This is a genomic window from Mesorhizobium sp. B2-7-3 (assembly GCF_006440715.1).
Lineage (GTDB): Bacteria > Pseudomonadota > Alphaproteobacteria > Rhizobiales > Rhizobiaceae > Mesorhizobium > Mesorhizobium australicum.
The window spans coordinates 186,863-209,508 of the sequence record NZ_VFTY01000011.1 but is presented as its reverse complement, the minus strand read 5'-3'; the positions used below and the strand labels follow the sequence as shown (position 1 = coordinate 209,508).

Genomic DNA, 22,646 nt, shown 5'->3' with positions numbered 1-22,646 from the left:
CCGATCGCACCGGTGCTCGCCAGGCTGTCAAAGCTGTCTGCGGCGTCGTTCCTGGCGGTCATTGGCTTTGTACCGGTTGCGTACGGAGTTCCAGCATCCAATCGGTGTGATCGCCTTTTGGCGCCACGAAATACCGGACATTCATGGAAAACGGTGACCCGGGAGCCGCCTCGCTCCCTCCCGTGGAAGGATCGATCCAGCGAGCCGAGACTTGCGGCCCGGCGAGCTTTTCAAGGTCGAGGGTAATGCCCCTCCCGTTGGGAAGGTAGACGAGTGCGAACGACCCATCCTTGCTCCGCGCCGACATCGTCCGGGCGTGGTAGCTGCCCTGTCCCGCGATGAGGAAGTCGTTTCCCGTATCAGGTTCGAGTTCCCACCATCTGATCGACGAAAAATATTGATGGAGAACCTGCATGCTCCTGGCCCCCGGACTGTCGAGCGCCTGCTGCCAGGTCGTGTCCGCCGGCCAGAGGCCCGGACCGCCGAAGTGCCAGATCGGGTTGTTGCCGAATATTTGTCCCGAAGCGCCGGAAAGAACCGCCTGGTAGGCCTGCACCCGCACGCGGTGCGCGTCCGCGCCGAACTCGTTTTCGTAGGCGCTCTCCATCAGGAAATACGGCATCTCGCCCGAGGCGTGCTGGACAAGCGCCGCCGCGTGGACGGGCTCGTAGGTGTAGACATTGTCCACGGAAAGCCACGGTTCGCCCCGCCAGTAATCCAGAGCCGCCGTTTCGGGCGCGTTGTGCACGGTTTGCAAGGCATTCGGGTCGATTTCCCGGATCCCTTCCGCGACCGCCCTGACCAGGCTCTTGTCCGGCGGATTGTAGTCGCCGCCCTCCACCCAGATGATGTTTCCGAGGCCGCCATAGCGCTGTCCGACGAATCGGCCGTAGGCTCGCAGGCTTTTCTCGCCGCCGGCGGCCATCTCCTGGTACCAGCCCTGGTCCCCTCCGCCATAGCCGAGATAGGAAGGAACGAGCAGCACCACGAAACCGAGATCGCGCGCCCTGCGCAAGACCCAGTCGGCATGCCTGAAATAGGCTTCGTTGGGGGCGCTGAAGTCGCCATCGCGAAGGAAAGGGCGGTCGCCATAGGCATTGGCGGGAGCGTTGCGGGCAAAGCGATGCTCGATGAGGTTGATCAGCACGGTGTTGAACCCGCGTGCCCGCCGGTCACGAAGGTAGACATCCGCATCCTCGCGGGTCAAATCGGCGATCAGCGACCACGCGGCGTCGCCATTGATCAGAAAGGCACAGCCGGCAGCGTCTTCCAGATATCGCTTGCCGGGTTCCACGCGCAGAGGGAACGGCTGCTGGGCCGCCATGGGCGCTTCGCAGGCATGGCCGACCAGGGTCGTCGCAGCCAGCATGCAAAATGCGAGACCACAGAAGCGCAGATCCATGACGGTCCAGACCTCTTCAGCCGCAGGCTAGTTTGCCATTTCGGCGGCGGGGGCCGTTTTCGCGGTCGCGGCGAGGTGGACGGCATACTTGTCGGTGAATTCGCTGGAGGTGATCATGCCGCGGGCTATGGAATCCCTCGACATCGAGCCGTCCCGCAGCTGTTTGGAATAGACGTCCAGCCCGTACCCGTCGCCGTCCCTGTCCATGAGCAGCCGGTAGAGGAAGCCGACATAGGCACGGTCGCTCAGGCCGATGATGCAATACTTCCTCAAGAATTCCCGCGAATGCATCAGGTCGATCATCATTTTGGGGACATCGGCCGAGCCGTCGTCCAGGGCAGCGGACCACCGTTCGATATCTTCATCGCTGCCCTTGCGCCCCAGTATCAGGCAATGACTAAAACTCGCCTGGCGCATGGTGGCGGTCACGATCTTGCCGCTGTCCGCGAAATCGCAGCCGCGCTCCGGCCTCGGCAGCGGCCGCGGGCCGAGTATCAAGTCCCTCACCGCAATGTATGCGGCCTTAGGCCCTGCCGGGCTCCAGCCGCGCTCCGCCGAGCCGACAAGCCTGACCAACCCCATCGATGCTTCGAAGTCGGGCGCCCAATAGGTTTCATCCAGAAGCTCATAGATGTGAGCGGCTTCCACGTTGTACTTGGCCTGCAGCTGGCGCAGCCGCAGCATGGACTGCATCAGTCCTTCGGCCTGCTGTCTTTCGCTTTGCCGGCTTCCGTAAGGATTGTTGAATTCGGTGACCCAGATCGGCTTCCCGTAGCTGGCGAGCACCTTGAAGGCGGGCTCGGGATCCTGGCCATACATATGCCAGACCGAGATGTCCCATTTGATGCCGTCCTGCTTCATTCGTTCGAATGCCCCGGTGTGGCCCCACCCCGCAGTGCCCATCGCCTTGCGAATGCCCGGGTCGACTTCGCTCATGCCGTCGGACAATCCCTTCAGGACGGCGCTGACCTTGGCCCAGCGCGGGCCGAAATAGTCCAGCACTCCGGTGCCGCCGGCCGGACCCCATTCGCAGGGATATGTGGTGCCGTCATCGCGCTTCTCGCAAGCTTTGATGATGGCGTAGTTCTCGGTCTCGTTGCCCAGTTCCCAGGCGCGGATGTCATCCTTAAACCGGGATCCCAATGCGACCGCCAGAGCGCGCGTCTTGGCGTAGAGCTCGTCGGTGTTGTCTTTATCAAGGTCGACATTGCCGGGGGTGATGACGGGCAGCACCTCGATGCCGTGCTTCTTGCCCTCCGCCACGATTTCCGCCAGCCTGTCCGCCGAGGAAAGGTCGGAAATGTTCACGCGGTAGGACTTCATCCCCAGGTCTTCGAGGTAGTCGAACTGACGCTCGACCGAGATGCCTGGATAGGCCGTAATCGGGTGGCCGTTAGCCCCCCAGAGAATGTCGCCGGAGGCCGACGAGGCCATGGCGAGCAGGCAAGCCGCCCCGATCAACGCACATTTCAACATTTTCAGTGTCCCGGTTCTCACGAGGCTGCAACACTATCCTCGTCGGGGGTCGCAACAATCTGACTATTGGGAGACCGGCTTCATCCGCCTTACGTCTTTAGAATGCGGCTCATAGCCTTTCGGCCGCTATGGGCGACGGCGGCACCCCAGTACGGGCGACCGCTTCGGGACCTTCTCGCGATGCAGGGCCTTGCTGCCGCAGAAGCGGCCTCAGGCGCGCGCCCTTCGATCTCAACCGAATGTGGGACGGACCTACTTCCTTTTGGCTTCTACTTCGGACCGCCGGCCTATGTTCTCCTGCCTTGGGAGGCGGGCAGACCAGACGTCATCGTCCGGCGCTTGTTCACTCGCAGCCGGCATCCAGGATCCTCATGAGCGTCAAACGCGCACTTCTGCTGAGCACGGGCGATCGTTACATCGTGATCGGCTTGAACTTTGTCACCGTCGCCGCCGTTTCCCGCGTCCTGACCCCCGAGGAGATCGGCATCTCGGTGATCAGCCTGGCAATCCTCGGCATCGCGCTGTCGGCGCGGGAATTCGCCAGCTCGAGTTTCATGATCCAGCGTCCGGTCCTGAGCAGGGAGGACATCCGCGGGACCTTCAGCCTGATGCTCGCCCTCACGGCGGCAATCGCAGCCTTTCTGGTTGTGGCCGCTCCGGCGCTCGCGTCCTCCTTCCACGAAGAAAAAATGGTGCCTTATCTTCGGCTGGTGTCGGTGTGCCTGTTCGTCGAATTGGTGCCCATCCAGGTCGTCACGCTGATGCGCCGTGAAATGGCTTTCGGAAAGGTCGCCATGATCAACGTTGCCGGGGCGGCGACAGGCGGAGCTGCTACCGTCGCGCTGGCGCTGACCGGGTTCAGCTATATGAGCTTTGCCTGGGCCTGGCTGGCGAGCAGCACGGTCACCGGCGTGTTGGCCCTGGCGCTGCGCCCGGATTTCTGGATGTTCAAGCCGACGTTCAAGCAATGGCGCAGGATAGCCGCGTTCGGCGGGTACAATGGCGCCATCGTGTTCCTATACAGGGCCTATGAGGCCTTGCCCCTCCTGTTGCTCGGCCGTGTCCTGTCGCCACATGCGGCGGCGCTCTTCAGCCGCGGGCTGACGGTGTGCCAGATACCCGACAAACTGATCCTTGGCGGAGCCATGGCGGTCGTGCTTCCGGCTTTTTCCGCCTCGGCCAGGCAGGGCGGGGACCTTAAACGATCCTACCTACATGCCATTGAAATCATCACCGGGCTTCACTGGCCGGCATTGCTGGCCGTCGCCGCGCTGTCCTATCCCGTCGTGGACATCGCGCTCGGCCACCAATGGCAGGCGGTTGCACCGCTGGTGCAAGTCATCGCGCTGGCGTCTCTTTTCACCTTCAGCTTCGAGCTGAACCATCCCGTGATGATGGCGATGGGCTCGATCAGGGACATGTTCGTAAGGTCGCTGATCGTCGTCCCCGTCTCGGCGGTCGTCATGACGACCGCGGTCCTGCTTGCCGGACTTATGGGCGCGGCGCTGAGCCTGATGTTCATTGTGCCGTTCCAGGCCTTTGTGTCCTTGAGTTTCGTGCGTCGCAGGCTTTCGCTGCGGTGGGACGAGATAGCTGTCGCCGTCCGAAAGAGCGGCGTCGTCGCCGCGTTGACCACACTCGGCCCGCTGGCCATGGTCGTTGCCGGCGGCTTCAGCTTCGACCTGTCGTTGGGACAGGCGATATTCGCCGGGAGTCTTGCCGCGGCCGGCTGGCTGGTCGGAGTGTTCGTGACCGGCCACCCCTTGTTCGACGAAATAGTCAATGCCGGTCGAACTTTCCGCAATGCAGTTGCTCCGACATAATTGTCGGCGCCATTGCAGCGGAAGGCCGTTTCACGCCTTTCCTGGAATTGCCCCCGCAGCCAGCACGTCCCTCCATTGCTGCAGGAACCGATCCTTGGTTGCAGCTGACGCGGTGTCGCGCAGCGCGCGGCTTGTTTGTGTTTTCTCCGCGGCGCTTCGCGAAAGCGCTCTCCCCATCACTTCCGCGATCGCGGCGGGATTATCCGGCTGCACCTGCGAGCAAACGCCCCCGACGGCCTCCACGAGGGCACTGCCAGCGGACACGATCGGCAGCAGTCCCATATAGGCGGCCTCCAGCGCCGGCATGCCGAAACCTTCGAGAAGGCTTGGCAGCACGAATGCCTCGGCATTTGCGTAGAGCCAGCGCAACTGCGCGTCGGGAACATATCCCATGAGCCTCACACCCGGGACGGCGCCCGCGAGTTCCGCTATCTCCGCATAGCCGTCGCCGCGCGTTCCGCACAAGACGTATCCGACCCCCTGGCGATGGAAGCCGCCGTCTCGATACGCCTTCAGGGCGGCGACCTGGTTCTTGCGGGTTTCGAACGCGCCGACGGTGAGAAAGAACGGACCGTTTAAACCGGGGACCGCCTCCGCCGGACCATCGAACAGTTCGGTGCGCAGATAAAGCGGGATTGTCTTCAGGAACCGGAAGCCGGACCCGAAAAGGATCTCGAAGTGGTGCGCCGAGAAATTGCTGACGAAAACGACGCCTGGCCCAACGCGCCGGATCTTCTCGTAGGCAAGACGATAATTGGCGCAGGTCCGTTCGTCGTAGAGTTCGCGATGCGTCAGCGGGCCAACATCGTGGCAAAGGACAATGTCGTTCTCGCTCAGGCGTGACCTCAGGACGTAGAGCGGGTCCAGGAACAGCCGGGTGCCGCGTTCGTCGACCTTGTCACGGATCAGGAAGATTTCGCTGTCCTGGAGCCAGTTGATCTCCAGCATCATCAGCCGGGCGACAATCTTGCGGACCAGGCCCTCGGGAGCGAAGGAACCCAGCCGCCAGTGCCGGATCCCTGCCCTGCCGGGGACGAATTCCCGGGTCAGGTCCTTGGCGATGTGATAGGCCCCGGTCCTGTTCAGGATCGACAGCGAGTTGTCGAAGAGAAGCGTGCCGGCGGACGCCAGTCCGCCTGGGGCGCGTAATCCGCGCGGATCGATCCGTTTGTTCATCGTGCCCCTCTTCACACTGCGATCTGACAGGGAGCTATGCCGCTCCAGCTATAGTTCCGCTCCCGCGCATGCATAACCAACCGTCCGCTCTCGCCGCTTCGACTATCCCGGCAAGGTCGGTCCCTGCCGGGCCGGTTACCCGCTGAACTCCCCGAAGTCGGCGTCGACTTGAACCATGAGCTCGAGGTATTTCCATGCGATCCATCGCCAGGAGTAACTGCTTGCCCTGGCGTATCCCTTGGCGACCAGCCGCTCCCGCAAATCCGGGGTGAGCATCAGCAGGCGGACGGTTTCGGCCCAGGATTGGATGTCGTCGGGATCGGCATAGAGAGCCGAATCCCCACAGATTTCGGGCAGACAGGGCGAGGTCGAGGCCACGACCGGGCAGCCCGAGGCCATCGCCTCGACGGCGGGCAGCCCAAACCCCTCGATGCGCGACGGGAACAGAAAGCACAGGGCGCCTTCGAGCGCCTTCTTGAAGTCGTCGTCCCCTATCCGCCCGAGGAAGACTATGTTCCCGGGCATTTCGGGGAGGTATCGCAGGATCGTTTCCTCGTCGACATCGCCTGGCATCCAGAGATCGAGACCCATGGCGTCGAGGAGCGGGGCAAGCCTGGCGAGAAGCGCCATGTTCTTGTACTCCTGGTCCCGCCTTCCGAGACAGAGAACATAGGGTCTGCCGCGGTCGACGGTCAGGGACGATCTCGCCGCATCCCATCTCTTCGCATGGTCGCTGCCATTGTAGGTGACCACGATGTTTTCGTCCGGCGCGATGCCGAACGCCAACAGGTGGCTGCGCGAGAGCTGCGAGACGGTGGTGATGCGGGCGGCCCGCCTGCCGAGCGCCGGCAGGATAAGGCGGTGCGCCCATCGGAAACCCCGCCCGTAGCTCGACGGCATGAGCCTGGTATGCATATCGTGGATACACGCGATCTGGCGCCTCAATGCGACGGGAGCGAGGTTGCAGAAGCTCAGCAATCCTCCCGGTACATGCCAGGGCAACTGGGCCTGCACCCAGAATTGGGGGAGACGCGGCTTGCTGAATTCAGGCACGACCCGGACAGGGATGGCGTCGAGGCGGAAGGTTTCGGGAAGCGGACGCGGCACCACGAGATCGATCTCCAGGTCGCGGCCAAGCGGATGCCCTTCCGAAATGAGAGCGTCGAGGGCCATGGTCACTTCGCTGGCGTAGCGGGCCACTCCGGTCGGCCGAAGTGTCGTGAAGTCCCCGTTTATCGTCCAGCGCCGCCTCGGCGCTTCCCGGTCCGACCACGTCCATGCCGAATGCCCGATCAGCGATCCGGCGTCCCCGGCAAGCGAGGTCGCCAGCGGTGTCCTGGAGCGGTGTCCATTCAAGCGGCTGGCCGATCGTGCCGGTGGCGATTCTGTCGTGTCGAACTCGATTTTACCCATCTCCGCCTCCCCGGGCCGTCTCGGCGCCCTGGACCAGACTAGCATCGCGCGAGGCACGAAGGTCCTCGAACGTTTGAGGTAGGCAGACTGCCAAACCTCGCCTATCCGGATGATTTCCGGGTTACCCGGATGACCCGATGGCCATGGTGACCCGCCGCCTTGGAGGCCCCACACTGGAAGTTCAAAGGGGGACGGCATGGCGCGGCGTTGGACAATCAATGGGCGTTTTCTTTCCCAGCCGACAACAGGCGTCCAGCGTTATGCGCGCGAGGTCGTCCGTTCGCTCGACGCTTTGCTCGCAGAACATGGGCCCCTCGCCCGCGGTCTCGACGTTCGCCTGCACTGCCCGCCCGGGTCGCAGGAGATCCCGCTCGCTTTCATCGAACGCGTCGAAATCGGCCGCACGAGCGGCCACGTCTGGGAGCAGACGCAACTCCCCTCATCCCTCGGCGGCGGCGGACTGCTCAGCCTCTGCAACACGGGACCGCTGCTTTCCCGCAAGCATATCGTCTGCATCCATGACGCGAACGTCTGGAATGCTCCGCAGAGCTATTCCCTTGCCTTCAGGAGCTTGTACCGAACCTTGCTGCCCAGTCTCGGCAGAACCGCGTGGGGCATTTCGACCGTTTCCGACTATTCGCTGGGCGAGTTGGTCCGCCGCGGCGTCGTCCTCGCCCACCGGGCCTTCGTAGCCCCGAACGGCCATGAGCATGTCCTGCGATGGATGCCTGAACATTCCCCGGCAACCCGGCTGGCGGCCTCGCCGGAAACCATTGTCATGATCGGCAGCGCCGCCCCCCACAAGAATGTGGAACTCATCCTGAACATGGCCGAGCGCCTTGCCGCGGCCGGCCTCAGCATCGCAATCCTCGGCATGTCGGACGCGCGCGTCTTCAGGTCGGGATCCGCCAAGGCCAAAGCGCAAAACATCCACTGGCTCAGCCGTATTTCCGACGGGGAGCTGGCGGCTCTCCTTGGGGATTCGCTCTGCCTGGCTTTCCCCTCGCTCACCGAGGGCTTCGGCCTTCCCGCCCTCGAGGCGATGGCGGTCGGCTGCCCCGTGGTGGTGTCGGACCGCGCCAGCCTGCCCGAGGTCTGCGCAGATGCGGCGCTTTTTGCGCCGCCCGACGACCCGGAAGCATGGTTCGACCGTTTTATGCAGCTGCGCGATTGCGAGGACAAGCGGACCCAGATGATACGCCGGGGACGAGCGAGAGCCTCAGCATTTGGTTGGCAAGCGACGGCCTTGCGCTATCTCGAGGCGATGGCTGCAGCCGACGGCGTCGACACGCAAACGAAGGTCGTCCGAATACGCGAACTCACATGATCGCGTGAAGCGCCTGGACGGCCCCGAGCGATTCCAGGATGGCGCGATCGAAGTTCTCTTCGGAAAAGCGTCCCGCATTCCTGGCGCAGGCGCGGGGCGTCATGGCGTGGCTGTTCTCTTCGAACCGTTCGACCGCCTCCTTGAGGTGATCCACCGTCTGGGCCTTGAACAGCACGCCGGTGGGCTCGGGAGACGACCCAAGGCGCTGCACGATGTCGACCGCTCCGCCGCGGCCGAAAGCGATCAGCGGCGTTCCGCAGGCCTGTGCCTCGGCCAGGGCTATGCCGAAGTCCTCGCAGCCGGCGAAGACCATCGCCTTTGCCCGCGCCAGGGTGTCCACATAATCCTGCCGGGGCAGGTATCCGGAAAAAGTGACGTTCGGGCCGGCAAGTGCCCGCAGGCTGGCCGATTGCTGGCCTTCGCCGACGATGACCAGGCGCCGCGACGGCATCTCGTTGAAGGCCCGGATGACGAGGTCGGTGCGCTTGTAGGGGGCGAGGAAGGACGCCGAGACATAGTAGTCGTCCTTGTCCTCCACGCAGGGCAGTTCCTTCAGCGAGACCGGAGGGAAAACGACGCGCGCCTCGCGTCCGTAGATGTGCTGGATCCGCGAGCGGACATAGTTGGAGTTGGCCAGCATGAGGTCCGGGCCATGCGCGGTTCTGGTATCCCACGTCCTCAGGCGATGGAGCATGTAGCGATAGAGCATTCCCTTGGGGCCGAAGCCAAGCCGACCCTGCTGAAGATAGGAAAACTGCTCGTCCCAGGCGTAACGGACCGGGCTGTGCACATAACAAAGATGCGGCTGGTCCGGCCTGGTGATCACGCCGCGCGAAAATGCCGCCGAAGACGAGATCACCGCGTCGTAGCCCGTCACGTCGAACTGTTCGATCAGGAAGGGACAAAAGAAGAAAAGCGACCGATAGAATTTCTGCACCATCGGGATCCGGTTGGCCGCGGACGTATGGAATTCCACGTCGTGGAAATATTGCTCCTTCACGTCGGCCGGCAGGAAATCGAAAAGCGTGAAGACTTCGGCATTGGGGAGCTGCTTGCAGATCTGCGCCAGCACCCGTTCACCACCCCGGAAATTCGGGCACCAGTCATGAACGACGGCTATCCTCGCATATCTGTCGACGTCGAGCCTCGGCGCAGCCGGCACCTCCTCGATGGGCATATCGACCCTGGCCGCAAGGGCCAGATCGGAAGCGCGTTCGTGGAGCATGGTTCCCCCTTGCCTCGGCAGGCCAGCAGTCTCCATTCCTCGCAACGACCCCGGCAAGTTCTCCGATCGGCTACAGGCTGCTCCGGGCGCATGTTCGGCTAATACTTATGGCTGCGGCCGTTCGCCGGGGATACTCCGAAAGCCGGAGCCAGGGGGTAAGCCAGGCTCCCTCCGTCTCCTTTTATGCAGGCTGTTTCGACCCCGTCACCGGTCTAGGGTCAGCTGGAACCGAATATGGACCGGCCATGAAACTCATCGTGATCATCCCGACCCTCGGCCGCAACGAACAGGTCGCGCGCCTGCTCAGCTATCTGAGCGGCCAGACGAGACTTCCCGACGAGGTCGTGTTGTCGGCGCCCGACGCCACGCATGTCGAACTGCCGGAAAGCTGTCCCTTCCCCGTGTCACTCGTTTTCGGGCCGAATGGGCTGGCCGCCCAGCGCAACACGGCTCTCGTACCTGCCCTGGGGCGCTCCGACATCGTCACATTCTTCGACGACGATTTCGTTCCATCCGCCGAATATCTGGAGCAGATCGAGAAAGCTTTCGCGGAAAATGACGGATGGGCGGTGGTGATGGGCATGGTGGTCAGGGACGGAGCCACCAATGCCGGCCTCACCTGGGAAGCCGCCGAAGCCGCCTTGCGGGAAGCCGACGGCAAGAAACATGAGGGACCGCTGGTGGTCGACCATGTCGGCGCATACGGATGCAACATGTCGCTCCGCTCCTCGCTTGTGGGAGATCTGCGTTTCGACGAGCGCCTAGTCCTCTACGGCTGGCAGGAAGACATCGACTTCACCAGCCAGATGAGATCCAAGGGGCGCGTGGTCTGCGTGACCTCGATCTCGGGCGTCCATCTCGGCATCAAGACGGGGCGGGTGAGCGGAGAGCGGTTCGGCTACTCCCAGGTCGCGAACGCGATCTACCTGGTCAGGAAAGGCTCCGTTCCGGCCTCTTTCGCGCTGCCCCTGATGTTCAGGAACATCGCGGCCAACCTGGCGAGGAGCCTGCGGCCGGAGCCGTATGTCGACCGGAGGGGCAGGCTCAAGGGCAACATGCTTGCGATCCTGCATGTCGCCATGGGGCGAATCGAACCCGAATACATCCTGAAAATCTGAGGCGGAAAAGACAATGCGGAAATGGCTTGTAACGGCGTCGGCTTCCTTGGCGGCGGCGACCGCCTTCGCCTTGCCGGCGATGGCTGCCGAGTATCTGCTCGGACCTCAGGACAAGGTCAGGCTCAAGGTCTACGAGTGGCGTGCGTCGCGCGATGTGATCTTTGAATGGACCGCTCTCAACGACGATTTCGTTGTCGGCGCCGACGGCACGCTCTTCCTGCCATTTGTCGGCCAGATACGCGCGCAGGGCACCTCGCCGGGCGACCTCGCCCGCGCAATCGGCGACCGCCTGATGCAGCAGATGGGCCTCGGCCGCCATCCGGATGTCGCGGTCGAGATCGCCCAGTACAGACCGTTCTACATCGTCGGCTACGTCACGCAGCCCGGCGAATTCCCCTACAGACCCGGACTGACGGTGCTGCAGGCGCTGGGAATCGCCGGCGGCCTGCGGACGCGCGAGGATGACATCCCGAGGCTCGAGCGTGAGGTCATCGCCGGCCAGGGCGACGTGGGCCTGTTGGCGCTGAGCAGCGTCACCCTGCTCGCGCGCAAAGCGCGGCTGGAAGCCGAGCAGGCCGGCAGCGACGACATCGCGTTTCCTGCGGAGCTGAAGGACAGGGCTTCGAACGCAACGGTCGCGGTGGCGATGGAGCAGGAACGCAGGATCTTCGCCGTCCGCAAGGAAGCGATGACAACGCAACTGCGTTCGCTTAGCGAACTCAAGGATTTCCTGGAGAAGGAACTGGACTCGCTCCAGCAGCAGCTGACTTTCCGCGACAAGCAGATCGAGCTTATCCAGAAGGAATTGGCAGGCGTTTCGAGCCTTGTCCAGAAGGGGCTTGCGGTTGCACCGCGGGAGCTCAATCTGGAAGGGACGGTTGCCCAGATGCAGGGCGACAGATTGGCCGCCGAAACCTCGCTCTTGCGGGTCAGGCAGGAGATAAGCAAGACCGACATCGAGATTCTCAATCTCAACAACCAACACGCCAACGAGATCGCCGCGGCCTTGCGGGAGACGCAGTCGCAGCTCAATGAAGTTGTCAGCAAAGCCGAGACCGCATCGCAGTTGCTGCACGAAACCGCGGTCACGGCTCCTGCCCTGCTTGCGCTCAGGGAACACGCCGAAAGGGCCAAGCCGATCTTCAAGATCGTCAGGATGACGGCCAATGGTCCGCAAGAACTGGCGGCCGAGGAAACGACATCGATCGAGCCGGGCGATACCGTGAAGATCGAGATACCCGCGCCGACATCCGCCTTGTCCGCCCTCCCCGCGGATGGCGAGATTCAGGGACAGGCGCTTCCGATCCAGAACACCAACTGATCAAGCCCGCACAGCTTGGGCTCGGGCGGCAGCCTGCCGCCCGAGCGTCGATCGATTGCCTGCGAGCAGCTCTCGCTGTTTCATGGAGACGCAGAACCGCCGCACAGTGTTGCGCGACATGCGTCAGAGGATACGTACTCGCCGGATCGCAAGCGGTTGTTGGCCACTCGGGACGGCGAGCCGCCGCTTATCTCTGCCAGGAGGGATGCTGCCATGAAGGGCTCGGGGCACAGGCCGATCCGCGTCATGCCTGAGTGAACTGTGCATGCAGTGATCCTGGCCCTTGCTATGCTTTTTGAGGCCGCATATCAGTGATCATTCGACCGGCTTCCGCACCAACTGCACAGGAGTGGCCAACGCGACTAGCGGGTCTTTCCATGCCGCAGCGAGCCGATCGGTCCCGTGATGTCGCAGCTGGAGATGTCGGTGCTCATGAGTGTAGTCGCTGTATCGGCGGCAGGCGTTCTGATGGGACTGCGGTTCAAGGCTCCCGCCCTGATCGCCGGGACAGCCGTGCTCTTGATCGGCAGCCTTGTCTGGAATGGCCTTGGCTTGCCGGGCTACGTGACGATCACCAGGTTCCTCATCCTGGCGTTCGCAATGGCTTGCGCCTACATCGTCGGCCTGTCGATTTCCGTGCATAGGAAACGGACCCAAGCGTAGGCCGCCTCGGCTTTTTGAGCAGTTCACATTCGTAGAATTGTTATGACTATTTTCTTCAGTGCGGGACAGAAACCAGTCTTTCTGGAATTCCCTTAGATTAGGATCGATGAAGGGATTGCAAAGGAAGATTTCATTTGCAATCCGCATATTCAACTGATCACGGAACCTTCCGGGATCCTGGCCGTTCGGTCCCGATCCCAGATGTTGCGTAGCCAGCGCGTCAGAGGGACCTCCAATCCCAAATGAATTCCTACTGTGACGACGACGGCAGTGACTGCCGCGAGTGGCATTACCACAATGGCCATTGTTGGCTCTGGGGCCATAATCTTGGCCGCCAAGTTTACGAACGGCTGCAACAACATGGGGTGAAACAGATACATCGAATAGCTCGCGGCGCCAACCAGCAGCACGATCGAGTTGCACGTCGTCGCCCCACTGCGCTCAGCCACCAGGGCGCCCGTTACCACCAGGACAGCCGGAAACCCGTAAGTTACGATTCTGTACTCGCTTGAAGAGACCTGTAAGTAATACTCGATGGAAAGCACGGCCAGGCCTGCTGCAACGAACGCAACGCCGACGGGCAGCCCGAGCTTCCTTCGCTGGGACAAATACCAGTAGCCGAGCCAGCATCCGGCGACGAACTCCAGCACAATGGAATTGGTATAGACACGCAGCGCGAAAGGGCTATCCGGTCCGAACAGCGACCCAGCCGCCACGACAACGAGGAGGACCGCCGAAACAACCGCCACTCTGTCGCGTGTGCTGCGAACCCAGAGGAACGCGCCAAATACCAGGTAAAAGTACATTTCGTAGATCAAGGTCCACCCGAGCGACAGAATGGGCGCCTTCTCCCCGTCCAGCCGCACTTTAGGGTAAAACGCAAACGACGTGACTATGTCGGCCAGGCTATAGTCCTGCAGCCCGTTCGGCCGGAATCCGAGCCCGAACAGGACAATGAGCGCCAGGGTTGCCATCCAGTAGAGAGGGGCAATTCTGATCACCCGTTCACCGTAGAACGCCCAGGCGGAACGTTCTTTTTGCGCGTACGCAAAAACCATCACGAAGCCGGAAATGACGAAGAATATGTCGACGCCCTCCGCACCTATATCGCTGTGGAAATCGGTGCCAAAACGGCGGTTTAACATGGGTCCAAGATGATAAAGTAAAATCGTTATCGCGGCGATGCCTCGCAACGCCTGTAAGTTAGCGACCAATTGAGCCTCCCCGCTCCTCTAAAATATTTCTATTTTTCCACTTTCTGGATCTTTAACGCCCCAAAACGCTAACTTCTTTTACTCTATACTTTGGTGACCGCCTGTCCCATGGGGTTCACCCGAAAAAATGCGATCTTGCCACGCCCATGCCCACCCGGGGGCATTTAGCCAGTCTCGTGGCGTCGCAGGGGTCCGGCTAAAAACAATGAGACGGGATAGGATGGACCATCCGACACAGACGATCCCCCGTTCTAGGAAGCCCTGTCGAAGCGCATCACCGCAAACACGGTCCTGAACAAGATGGCGAGATCGAGCCAGATTGACCAGTTCCGCACATATTGGCTATCCAGCGCCACACGGCTGGGGTAGTCCATGCTGCTTCTGCCGCTTACCTGCCAGAGGCCGGTAACGCCCGGTCTCGTGCGAAGGTATTCCTCCAGATGGTCGCCATAGCGCTGGAGTTCGTCCTTCACGATGGGCCGCGGCCCCACGCAGCTCATGTCGCCACGGATGACGTTGAAGAGCTGGGGAAGTTCGTCGAGGCTCGACTTGCGCAGGATCCACCCGAGGGACGTGACGCGAGGATCGTCCCTGATCTTGTGAGTCTCCTCCCACTCCGCGGTGATCTGGGGATTGGCTTCGAGATATGCTTTGAGAACTTCGTCCGAATTCGCGACCATGGTGCGGAATTTGTAGCAATTGAACGGCTTTCCGCCGAAGCCGACCCGGCTGTGTGAGAACATCGCCGGACCTCCCGTCGTTATCCTGATCAGCAGGGCAACGACGATCATGACCGGCGCGGCCATGACAAGGGCCGAGATTGCCACGACCAGATCCATGAACCGCTTCGAGATGCCTCCCAGGGGAGGGTTCGTCGTTCCTGCCCTAAGCGAGGGCGACAGGTCTGCCAGCACTGCCCCGGCATTGTTGGGCTTGGGCGAGGCAACGACATGCAGGACTGTCGTCCGGCCGTCGTCAGGCTCGGGGAGGAACGGATGAATCCAGATCGTCGCTCCCTTGTGCGGCTGTTTCTCGAAGGCGTCTGTTGTCATTGGACGGTTGCCGGTTCGAAATTGTCCTCGACACTCTTCCAAGGCCGAGGCTTGTGAGCAAGAAAGGCAAAGGAGGTAGCGCAGCGCTCCGGGGCTATCCCCTTATCCCAAGGAATGATCCCCCTACACGCTTTGACGACTTCCGAAGGAGGATTCTCGATACCGGCCTCACGCCTTGCGGCGCTTGGACGTCATCGCGCGGGCCAGGAGCACGCCAAGTATCGGCGTCCTGCTGGCCTGCAGCGTCCTGACAAGTTCCCGCAGTGTTTCGACTTGTGTCCTGCCCCACTCGGCGACGATCACGACGCAGTCCAGGACCGATCCCACAATCAGCTCGTCGGCGCCCGAGGCGAGCGTCGGCAGGTTGACGATCACGATGTCGTAGGCGGCAAACTGGTATGCGGCCAGGTCACTGGCGGTAAGTTCCGCAAGGAGCGCCTTCATCTTGTCTGGCGCCAGCAGATGCTTTTCGTCCACCACCGAACTTGGCAGCATGTCGAACGGCCGTCCCGGGGCGCGGACGATGTTGAGGCGAACGGGATCCTCGCACGGTCTGTCGAAGGCCCGTGACGGGCCGAGCAGACGTGTGGTCATGCTCGCCCGGATGTCGGCGTCGATCACCAGCGTCTTCAGGCCGGACATCGCGTAAAGCGTGGCAAGATTGCTGGCGACGGAACTTTTCGAACTGTCGTTGGAGACAGCGGTCAACCCAAGGAATCTTATCGGATGACTGGTTTCCGCAAGGCTGATTTCCGTTCGTGCCTTCCTGAGGCCGTGGCTGAAGGGGGAATACGGGTATTTCACCACTTCGTCGAGGCGGCCGGAATCCATTCTCCAGCTGGTGGGCGGCACCTCTCCGACGCATTCGACACCCAGATTGTCGCGGATGTGCCGCGGCGACCTTATGGTCCAGTCGAACGTATGCCTGGCAAACGAAATTCCGATACCGAGAATGAGCCCGGTAACTGCCGCCAAGGCCAGAAACAGTTTCGGCCTGGGAGCGCTCGGATAGAGCGGCGCCGTCGCAGCCGTGATCACCCTTGCGTCGGCGACCGGATACGACTGCTGGCTTACCGAGTTGGTGTAGGCCTGGAGGAAGCTTTCGTACATCTTCTGGTAGGTTTCAGCAGTCACCTCAAGCTCTTCGAGCGTCGGCACAGCGCTCGTGCCGCCGCTGGCTTCGTGGCCGACGCTATAGTCGTGCCGCGACCGGAACTCCTGCGCTTTCGCCATGGCCTCGTTCATCTGGGTGCGCAACTGGCCAAGGCGCTGCTCGAGCCACGCGCCGCCTTCCTTCGCGGCGTCGGTCTTGGTTTCGATCTGTTCGCGCACGAAGGCATCGGCCGTGGCGTTCGCAATCCTGGCTGCGCCCTCGGGATCAAAAGAGGTGAAGGATATGTCTATCGCATAGGAAACGCCGACCCTGCGGATGTCGATGCCGTTGCGGAAAATAAACATGCTGCGCCGAGACTTTTGGTAATCGGTCAGCGTCGCAGGCGTTTCAGGCACGCCTAGGCCGAAATGCTCCCAAAGCGAGGTGAACCAGGCGCTTTTCCGGGGCCCGAAAGCGTCAAGCAGGATGGCTCCTATCCTCCTGAATCTCTCCCGAAAAGTCGGAGCCTGCGGACGGTTGAACTCGGGGTCATCGATGAGCTTCAGCTGGTCGATGACCATCGCAGCGATCTTTTCCGACTGCATGACTGCGATCTGGCTTTCCACTTGGGCGGTATCCAATGACAGATTTACTTCACCACCCTCCTGCAGGTGTTGCGGCAATTTCGGCTCGATCAGGATCTGCGCGCTGGCGGTGAAGGTTGGGTCGGTGGTCAAATTGTAGAAGCCGGCCACCAAGAGCGCCGCGGCAAGGCAGGCGATGATGGTGCCAACATAGCACCGCAGAAATCTGGTTATGTCGGAGAGGCCAATGAACTCCTGTTCGACGGAAGCCTGCTGGTCCGTTGTCGAGGGCCATTGATTGGGAAACATGCGGTTCATTCAACGCCTCCGGCAGGCGTGCGCGGAAACCCTGCGCGCACGCCGTCCCCATGCAGGTGGTCCTTGGCATTCGGCCACTGTTTTCATTGAAAGCCGAGGCCCCGCGATCCCAGACTGCCGCGGAAGACTACGCCTGTGCCCCGGAAGGTAAACGCCGCCAATTGGCGTATGCGGCTACGTCCTATGGGAGGGAAGAAGGCGCTGCAATTCTGCTTGAGTCCTGCGCAGGAATGACAGCTGCCGCTGCAGCGAGACCTGCCGTGTGTGTTTCAACATCATATTATGTGTGAGCGTATCGATCCTGACGGAGATAACTTCGAGAGTTTCGCCGTTCTCGAGCGCCTGCACAGAAAACGCGGCGCAGTCCGCCATCGCGTTTTCCGACGGATAGAGTTGCGTCGCCTCCTTCTCGATTTCGACTTGCGTGGCCTGAAGAAGGCGAACCAGCCGGCCAAGGCGCCTTTCATCGACATATTCGCGCGACGGGGACCTCAATGCGGGAAGCGGCATTTTGCGGCCCAATCCTTAACGTGAGCGCCCGAATGGAACGCATGTGCCAGAATACAAAACGCTCTCGCCTCTACGAGACATCCTTTCGGCGGCCGATTGGCATCTCCTATTGGATGAGGGGAGCGTATCTGGGTGTCAGGACTGCCCGAATTCCTGACGAGGCCGGCGCCCCACAGCATGCTAAAACCCTCCCTCGTGAGCGATTTCGGAGCGGAAGGTGTCCTTTACAAACTCAATTGCATCACGACGCGGCGTCGGGCCGGCCGCCGCGCTGGATGGTAGTGGACGTGACTTGGGCAGCCATTTGATCGCTGCCTGGCGCCCAATCGCCGGGCTGTTCCTTGGCGGCCTGGTCCAGGAGTGTCGGCATGGCTTTTCGCAGTCTGCCTGCCTCACGCCGCTGCTGCCAGCTCCTCGCCGGGGCCACAGTGACAGCCTCGTCGGAGAAGCCTATGATCCGGCTCTGGTGCGCTGCTCCGTCCAAAGGGCGCCACGACATGGTTGATGCTCTCGACCTGCAGTTGCGCCAAGATCCAAAGGTCGAGCCAGTAGTTAGAGATTTCTGAGAAGGGAACTCGAATATGGCATCCGAGCTGGTGTGTTTTGTCATGAGCGGGGGCGTGGGCTCACGCCTCTGGCCGCTTTCGCGCGAAGACAATCCAAAGCAATTCCACGACCTTTCGGGCGACGGTTCAATGCTCGCAAAGACTGTCCGGCGGCTCAAGGCGCGGCCCGACAATCAGACCCCAATCTACCTGATCGCTTCCGAACGACATGCCGATCGTGTTATCTCTGACATTGCTTCGCTCGGCCTGAACGGCGGTAAACCGATCTTCGAGCCTGTCGGTCGCAATACCGCCGCAGCCGTCGCCATAGCCACCCTGCAGACAATCTCGGAACATGGCAGCGATGCACTTGTGCTCGTGGTTCCCTCCGATCATGAAATATCGACCGACGCGCAATTCTGGGAGACCGTCGAGTCGGGCGTTCATGCCGCCGAGTCAGGGAGCATCATCGTGTTCGGCATCAAGCCAACGCATGCGGAAACTGGATACGGCTACATCGAGGTTGCAGCAACTGACGACCGCGTGGCTGCAGTTTCGCGCTTCGTCGAAAAGCCCAACGCAGAGACAGCGCGCAACTACGTATCGTCAGGACGATTCTACTGGAATGCCGGCATTTTCCTGTTTCGTGCCGACACCATGCGCCGGGCATTTCTCGAGTTCCAGCCGGACATCTGGGAAACTGCAGAACGGGCCTACAAGACTGCACGAACGGACCTCTCGGGTATCTGTCTCCCCCAGGGTTTCTACTCGGCCGTCCCCTCCACCTCGATAGACTATGCCGTCATGGAGCATGCACGCGATATTGCCATGGTTACGGCTTCCTTCCGCTGGAACGACCTTGGGTCGTGGCAATCGCTGCTCGAAGCCAGCCCGACAGACGGCAATGGCAATGTCGTGATGGGCGACATCGTCGCCATGGACTGCGACAGCTCCTACCTTAGAAGCCAAGGAAGGCTGCTGACCGTCATCGGCATGAAGGGGGTTGCGGTAGTAGCGACACCGGACGCGGTGTTCGTCGCCCCTGTCAGCCACAGCCAGAACGTGAAGAAGGTCGTCGAGCAATTGGAAAAGAGCGGACGGCTTGAGACGAAGTACACGCCCTCGGGAGACCGGGTCATCATCAACGGTTCCTGGCGCAAGCGCGTCGAACATTGGCTCTTCAACGAAACCCTGCCGCTTTGGTCCACCGTAGGGGTCGATGATGTGAACGGCGGCTTTCACGAGGCGCTCGGTTTCGACACAAGGCCGCTGGGGAAGCCCAAGCGCATGCGCACCATGGCTCGCCAGATCTACGCCTTCGCGGTGGCCAAGGAACGCGGCTGGGCCGGACCAGCCGACGAGCTGATCGACCACGGCATCGACTTCATTGCCAAATATGGCCGTACCACCCGTGGCGGCTGGGTGCGCACCCTTAATGTCAATGGCAGCGTGGCTGACCCTGCGGAGGACGCATACGATCATTCCTGCGTACTCCTGGCACTTTGCCATGCGCATCGATGCGGCCATCGCGAGGCCTTGCGACTGGCACAAGAGACATTTCATTTCATCGACGCGCATCTCGAAGACGACCGTCTGAACGGCTTCCTGGAAACCTCGGGCTCGAACGGGATGCGGTTTTCGAACCCGCACATGCACATGCTGGAGGCTTTCCTTGCGTGGCATGACGTTAGTGGCGACCGCACCTATCTGCGCCGGGCGGCTCGCGTGGTAGATCTCTTCAGATGCCATTTCTTCGACCAGGAGAGCTGGACGGTGGGGGAAAATTTCGACGTCGACTGGCTACCTTTGCCTGGAGAAAAAGGCCTGTCGACCGAACCGGGCCACCATTTCGAATGGGCCTCGCTTCTCATCGATTTCGCTCAAAAAAGCGGACAAAAGGACTTGGCCAGTTATGCACGGAAGCTCTATTCGTCCGCGATCGCCAGCGGATTGAATCGGGCTACGGGTCTGGCTTACGCGGCTGTGTCGCGGCAGGGAATGCCAATCGACCGGCTCTCCCGCAGTTGGCCCCAATGCGAGGCCATCAAGGCAGCCATAGCCTTGGACGGCATAGGCGGGCCTGATTTGAAACCAGAGATAGAGGCCCGTGTCGCCCGCCTCTTTCGATGGCATATCGATCCCGCCCCCCTTGGCTTGTGGATCGACAGAATTGACGAGCGCGGAAGATCACAGGCAACGGAGGTTCCCGCCAGCATTTTCTACCACTTGGTGACGGCCTTGATGCAGTATTTGGACAAGACCGAAGGGCAGATCGAATCTTTCCCGATGCCGGCTTTGGGCCTGGACAAGAGCGTCGCCGCGCGGGCTCTGGGCTAAGCCTCACGGTCGGCCCCACACTATTCATCCGGCTGGGTACGGAAGAATTCGACGGCGTGGCAGGCCAGCGATGTACGCGCCCGATCGAAGGTGGCGAGACCCGTCGCGGACGGCAAGCGGTGACCCCGTGAGCTGGGAAGTGACCATGGTTTCTCTGATAAAGGACTTGTCGCCGTTCTCCGATGCGACGTCTCAGCGGCGACGGCGGTATCGTGGTGTCCCAAGGTGGAAGGGCAAGCTACGGCTAATTCGGTATGCCTGCCTCTGTGTCGTGGCTCCAAACCGGGATAGCATGCTTACAATATGTCTAAAGGGACACAGATTGAGCTTTTCCAATCTCGTTTGCCGCCGCGGATCGCGATTAAAATCGCCAAGGCGAGGTGATGTGAGTCCAAACACCCTTCTTGTCCGGACAGTTGAGAAGCATACTATGGCAAAAAAGAAATCGCGTACTAGGCCCAGCAGTGATCTCTTGAAATTGCTGGCCACCAGGCCTCGAGCTGTTGCCCTTGCCGCGTTGCACGTAAGTGAATCGGTGCTGCTTGAACTTGAGGCATCGGAATTGTTGTCGGCAAGACAGATAAGAGGGTTGCTCAAGGACGCATCAAATACCTTGCGGAATGCCGCCGGCCAAGTGGACAATCGCAGCAGCTTCATCGCCGCCGAAATAGTCGATTCCATGCAAGAAACTTTCACAAGAAATAAAAGCTAGCTGCGGGGTTGCGACGTACAACGCTTGCTTTCGCATGCTGGTAGCTGCGACGTCGCACAGGTACCCATCACGCCAAATTTAATGTACATTCGATCCGTTGGGGATAGAAAGGAAGACATCGGGCGGGATTATAGATGTTGTACGCTTCACAGTCTTTGGGCGGGAATGAAAAGCGGTCATCGTATATCAGGCTTGCCGACGAAGATTCGGCGCTCATGAAGACGCTGGGGTTCACACCGAAGCGTTATCCACCCGAGACGGTCATTTTCAGCCAGGGTGAGGACAATGATCGCGTATTCATAGTCGAGTCGGGCTGGGGTTGCCTGTCGCACGAACTTGCAGGGGGGCAGCGACAGATCCTTGATTTTGCCTTGAAAGGCGATCTCGTCCTGTCCCGGTCGAGCGGGGGTGGCGCGCTTGAAACGTTTGTTGCTCGAACCGAACTGAACGTCTTGGTAGCCTCGACCAAGACATTTACGCTCGCAGCCATGAAATCCCCCCATCTTTTCTCCCTGGTCGTCGCGGCTCTTGGGCACAAGGGGGCCGTCATCGCTGAACATCTCACCAATGTTGGTCGACGCAGTGCCCTGGCGCGGACCGCACATCTGTTCCTCGAATTGAGGACGCGCCTGGAACACATAGGCTTCGTCACCCGCGATAGCTATGAATGCCCTCTGACCCAGTACGATCTCGCGGACGCCCTCGGCCTCACTCCGATTCATGTCAACAGGATGCTGCGCGAACTGCGCGAGCGTAAATTTCTCGAATTCCGGCAAGGCCGTGTTCGCGTGCTCGATCTACGAGGCATGACGGAATATGCGGGTTTCGAATGCAGCTATATAAACAGTTGACATCTGTATGTAGGAGCAACTTGGCATCCAGATGCCTCCTGAGCGAGGGGCGCATTGCCGTCCGGCAGCAAGGCGGGCAAAGGGCTGGCTCTGCACGGCCATTGGGCGCCGGCTGACCCTTCCCAGGGATTCCGCCGGGCCGGCTCCCCGCACCCCTTGCGTGTTCGACCGCCCATCCTTCCGCGGCGCCGGCGCCTGGGTGATTTCCATCTCCCTTTAGCTGCTAGCCTGCAAACCCTCATCGTAGCCCTTTGAGGCAAACGTTGGGTGTCCGCCACCAAAGCATGGCGCAGCGCCGATGCCTCCGGCGCGCGGCACGCTCATCGCGGGGCTGTCAAATCCACATGCAAGCAGCTTTTGTAGCGCGAGCTACATCCCCTCATTGGACACGAGCTGGAATGGCCGGCGCGGTCTGGGATGTTGGGATGCGGGCCGCACCGGCCATCGCGGTCGGGGGGCCTCCCGCAAGGCTTGGTATATCTTATA

General features: G+C 61.2%; 18 protein-coding genes. 8 read left to right on the top strand and 10 right to left on the bottom strand.

What is annotated here, in order from left to right:
- Positions 1 to 58: 58 nt before the first annotated feature.
- Both FJW04_RS23930 and FJW04_RS23925 read right to left on the bottom strand, forming a co-directional pair.
- Positions 59 to 1,369, bottom strand: a complete 1,311-nt coding sequence (locus tag FJW04_RS23930; RefSeq protein ID WP_246673991.1) for a DUF4038 domain-containing protein — start codon at positions 1,367 to 1,369, stop codon at positions 59 to 61.
- Between the two features lie 60 nt (positions 1,370 to 1,429).
- Positions 1,430 to 2,878 carry a DUF4214 domain-containing protein gene (locus tag FJW04_RS23925; protein ID WP_140717105.1) on the bottom strand — a complete coding sequence of 483 codons (1,449 nt, stop codon included), beginning with the start codon at positions 2,876 to 2,878 and terminating at the stop codon, positions 1,430 to 1,432.
- 371 nt (positions 2,879 to 3,249) lie between these two features.
- On the opposite strand from FJW04_RS23925, the gene FJW04_RS23920 reads away from it, so the two are divergent.
- The gene (locus FJW04_RS23920) at positions 3,250 to 4,701 is read left to right on the top strand and encodes an oligosaccharide flippase family protein (RefSeq protein WP_181173038.1); all 1,452 of its coding nucleotides are present in this window, start codon (positions 3,250 to 3,252) and stop codon (positions 4,699 to 4,701) included.
- Positions 4,702 to 4,731: 30 nt separating this feature from the next.
- Here FJW04_RS23920 and FJW04_RS23915 read toward each other — a convergent pair whose 3' ends face one another.
- Positions 4,732 to 5,652 carry a glycosyltransferase gene (locus FJW04_RS23915; protein WP_246673989.1) on the bottom strand — a complete coding sequence of 307 codons (921 nt, stop codon included), beginning with the start codon at positions 5,650 to 5,652 and terminating at the stop codon, positions 4,732 to 4,734.
- A gap of 360 nt (positions 5,653 to 6,012) precedes the next feature.
- Positions 6,013 to 7,290 carry a glycosyltransferase family 1 protein gene (locus tag FJW04_RS23910; RefSeq protein ID WP_140717101.1) on the bottom strand — a complete coding sequence of 426 codons (1,278 nt, stop codon included), beginning with the start codon at positions 7,288 to 7,290 and terminating at the stop codon, positions 6,013 to 6,015.
- A 196-nt stretch (positions 7,291 to 7,486) separates the two neighbouring features.
- Between FJW04_RS23910 and FJW04_RS23905 the strand changes: the two genes are divergently transcribed.
- Complete coding sequence (locus tag FJW04_RS23905; protein ID WP_140717099.1) at positions 7,487 to 8,617, top strand: glycosyltransferase family 1 protein; 1,131 nt, start codon at positions 7,487 to 7,489, stop codon at positions 8,615 to 8,617.
- Here the strand turns inward: FJW04_RS23905 and FJW04_RS23900 are convergent.
- The gene (locus FJW04_RS23900) at positions 8,610 to 9,794 is read right to left on the bottom strand and encodes a glycosyltransferase (protein ID WP_051407744.1); all 1,185 of its coding nucleotides are present in this window, start codon (positions 9,792 to 9,794) and stop codon (positions 8,610 to 8,612) included. The genes FJW04_RS23905 and FJW04_RS23900 overlap by 8 nt on opposite strands.
- Before the next feature lie 293 nt (positions 9,795 to 10,087).
- On the opposite strand from FJW04_RS23900, the gene FJW04_RS23895 reads away from it, so the two are divergent.
- The 3 genes from FJW04_RS23895 (at position 10,088) to FJW04_RS23885 (ending at position 12,944) form a co-directional block, all read left to right on the top strand.
- Positions 10,088 to 10,960, top strand: coding sequence for a glycosyltransferase (locus tag FJW04_RS23895; protein ID WP_140717097.1), 873 nt, complete (start codon positions 10,088 to 10,090; stop codon positions 10,958 to 10,960).
- A 13-nt stretch (positions 10,961 to 10,973) separates the two neighbouring features.
- Positions 10,974 to 12,281, top strand: coding sequence for a polysaccharide biosynthesis/export family protein (locus tag FJW04_RS23890; RefSeq protein WP_140620186.1), 1,308 nt, complete (start codon positions 10,974 to 10,976; stop codon positions 12,279 to 12,281).
- A 432-nt stretch (positions 12,282 to 12,713) separates the two neighbouring features.
- Entirely contained in the window at positions 12,714 to 12,944 is a 231-nt protein-coding gene (locus tag FJW04_RS23885) for a hypothetical protein (RefSeq protein WP_140717095.1), read from the top strand.
- 149 nt (positions 12,945 to 13,093) lie between these two features.
- Here the strand turns inward: FJW04_RS23885 and FJW04_RS23880 are convergent, their stop codons facing one another.
- The 5 genes from FJW04_RS23880 to FJW04_RS30620 all read right to left on the bottom strand — a co-directional run bounded on the left by FJW04_RS23880 (position 13,094) and on the right by FJW04_RS30620 (position 18,085).
- Positions 13,094 to 14,158 (bottom strand): acyltransferase, encoded by a 1,065-nt coding sequence (locus FJW04_RS23880; protein ID WP_140717093.1) that lies wholly within the window; start codon positions 14,156 to 14,158, stop codon positions 13,094 to 13,096.
- A gap of 251 nt (positions 14,159 to 14,409) precedes the next feature.
- On the bottom strand, positions 14,410 to 15,210 hold the full coding sequence (locus tag FJW04_RS23875) for a sugar transferase (RefSeq protein WP_140620190.1): 801 nt from the start codon (positions 15,208 to 15,210) through the stop codon (positions 14,410 to 14,412).
- Between the two features lie 168 nt (positions 15,211 to 15,378).
- Positions 15,379 to 17,196, bottom strand: coding sequence for a Wzz/FepE/Etk N-terminal domain-containing protein (locus tag FJW04_RS23870; RefSeq protein ID WP_246674003.1), 1,818 nt, complete (start codon positions 17,194 to 17,196; stop codon positions 15,379 to 15,381).
- Between the two features lie 183 nt (positions 17,197 to 17,379).
- On the bottom strand, positions 17,380 to 17,715 hold the full coding sequence (locus tag FJW04_RS23865) for a hypothetical protein (protein ID WP_140717089.1): 336 nt from the start codon (positions 17,713 to 17,715) through the stop codon (positions 17,380 to 17,382).
- Positions 17,716 to 17,956: 241 nt separating this feature from the next.
- Positions 17,957 to 18,085: a hypothetical protein gene (locus FJW04_RS30620; RefSeq protein ID WP_281405554.1), complete on the bottom strand. Its 129-nt coding sequence runs from the start codon at positions 18,083 to 18,085 to the stop codon at positions 17,957 to 17,959.
- A gap of 211 nt (positions 18,086 to 18,296) precedes the next feature.
- Between FJW04_RS30620 and FJW04_RS23860 the strand changes: the two genes are divergently transcribed.
- The 3 genes from FJW04_RS23860 to FJW04_RS23850 all read left to right on the top strand — a co-directional run bounded on the left by FJW04_RS23860 (position 18,297) and on the right by FJW04_RS23850 (position 22,160).
- Positions 18,297 to 20,597: a mannose-1-phosphate guanylyltransferase/mannose-6-phosphate isomerase gene (locus tag FJW04_RS23860; RefSeq protein ID WP_140717087.1), complete on the top strand. Its 2,301-nt coding sequence runs from the start codon at positions 18,297 to 18,299 to the stop codon at positions 20,595 to 20,597.
- 430 nt (positions 20,598 to 21,027) lie between these two features.
- On the top strand, positions 21,028 to 21,309 hold the full coding sequence (locus FJW04_RS23855; RefSeq protein WP_140663915.1) for a hypothetical protein: 282 nt from the start codon (positions 21,028 to 21,030) through the stop codon (positions 21,307 to 21,309).
- A 134-nt stretch (positions 21,310 to 21,443) separates the two neighbouring features.
- Entirely contained in the window at positions 21,444 to 22,160 is a 717-nt protein-coding gene (locus tag FJW04_RS23850) for a Crp/Fnr family transcriptional regulator (RefSeq protein WP_140620199.1), read from the top strand.
- The last annotated feature ends 486 nt before the right edge of the window (positions 22,161 to 22,646 follow it).

Bases quoted from the DNA above. Each gene is read 5' to 3' on its own strand.
- FJW04_RS23930 (WP_246673991.1), bottom strand. From the start codon at position 1,369: ATGCTGGCTGCGACGACCCTGGTCGGCCATGCCTGCGAAGCGCCCATG.
- FJW04_RS23925 (WP_140717105.1), bottom strand. From the start codon at position 2,878: ATGTTGAAATGTGCGTTGATCGGGGCGGCTTGCCTGCTCGCCATGGCC.
- FJW04_RS23920 (WP_181173038.1), top strand. From the start codon at position 3,250: ATGAGCGTCAAACGCGCACTTCTGCTGAGCACGGGCGATCGTTACATC.
- FJW04_RS23915 (WP_246673989.1), bottom strand. From the start codon at position 5,652: ATGATGCTGGAGATCAACTGGCTCCAGGACAGCGAAATCTTCCTGATC.
- FJW04_RS23910 (WP_140717101.1), bottom strand. From the start codon at position 7,290: ATGGGTAAAATCGAGTTCGACACGACAGAATCGCCACCGGCACGATCG.
- FJW04_RS23905 (WP_140717099.1), top strand. From the start codon at position 7,487: ATGGCGCGGCGTTGGACAATCAATGGGCGTTTTCTTTCCCAGCCGACA.
- FJW04_RS23900 (WP_051407744.1), bottom strand. From the start codon at position 9,794: ATGCCCATCGAGGAGGTGCCGGCTGCGCCGAGGCTCGACGTCGACAGA.
- FJW04_RS23895 (WP_140717097.1), top strand. From the start codon at position 10,088: ATGAAACTCATCGTGATCATCCCGACCCTCGGCCGCAACGAACAGGTC.
- FJW04_RS23890 (WP_140620186.1), top strand. From the start codon at position 10,974: ATGCGGAAATGGCTTGTAACGGCGTCGGCTTCCTTGGCGGCGGCGACC.
- FJW04_RS23885 (WP_140717095.1), top strand. From the start codon at position 12,714: ATGAGTGTAGTCGCTGTATCGGCGGCAGGCGTTCTGATGGGACTGCGG.
- FJW04_RS23875 (WP_140620190.1), bottom strand. From the start codon at position 15,210: ATGACAACAGACGCCTTCGAGAAACAGCCGCACAAGGGAGCGACGATC.
- FJW04_RS23870 (WP_246674003.1), bottom strand. From the start codon at position 17,196: ATGTTTCCCAATCAATGGCCCTCGACAACGGACCAGCAGGCTTCCGTC.
- FJW04_RS23865 (WP_140717089.1), bottom strand. From the start codon at position 17,715: ATGCCGCTTCCCGCATTGAGGTCCCCGTCGCGCGAATATGTCGATGAA.
- FJW04_RS30620 (WP_281405554.1), bottom strand. From the start codon at position 18,085: ATGCCGACACTCCTGGACCAGGCCGCCAAGGAACAGCCCGGCGATTGG.
- FJW04_RS23860 (WP_140717087.1), top strand. From the start codon at position 18,297: ATGGCATCCGAGCTGGTGTGTTTTGTCATGAGCGGGGGCGTGGGCTCA.
- FJW04_RS23855 (WP_140663915.1), top strand. From the start codon at position 21,028: ATGGCAAAAAAGAAATCGCGTACTAGGCCCAGCAGTGATCTCTTGAAA.
- FJW04_RS23850 (WP_140620199.1), top strand. From the start codon at position 21,444: ATGTTGTACGCTTCACAGTCTTTGGGCGGGAATGAAAAGCGGTCATCG.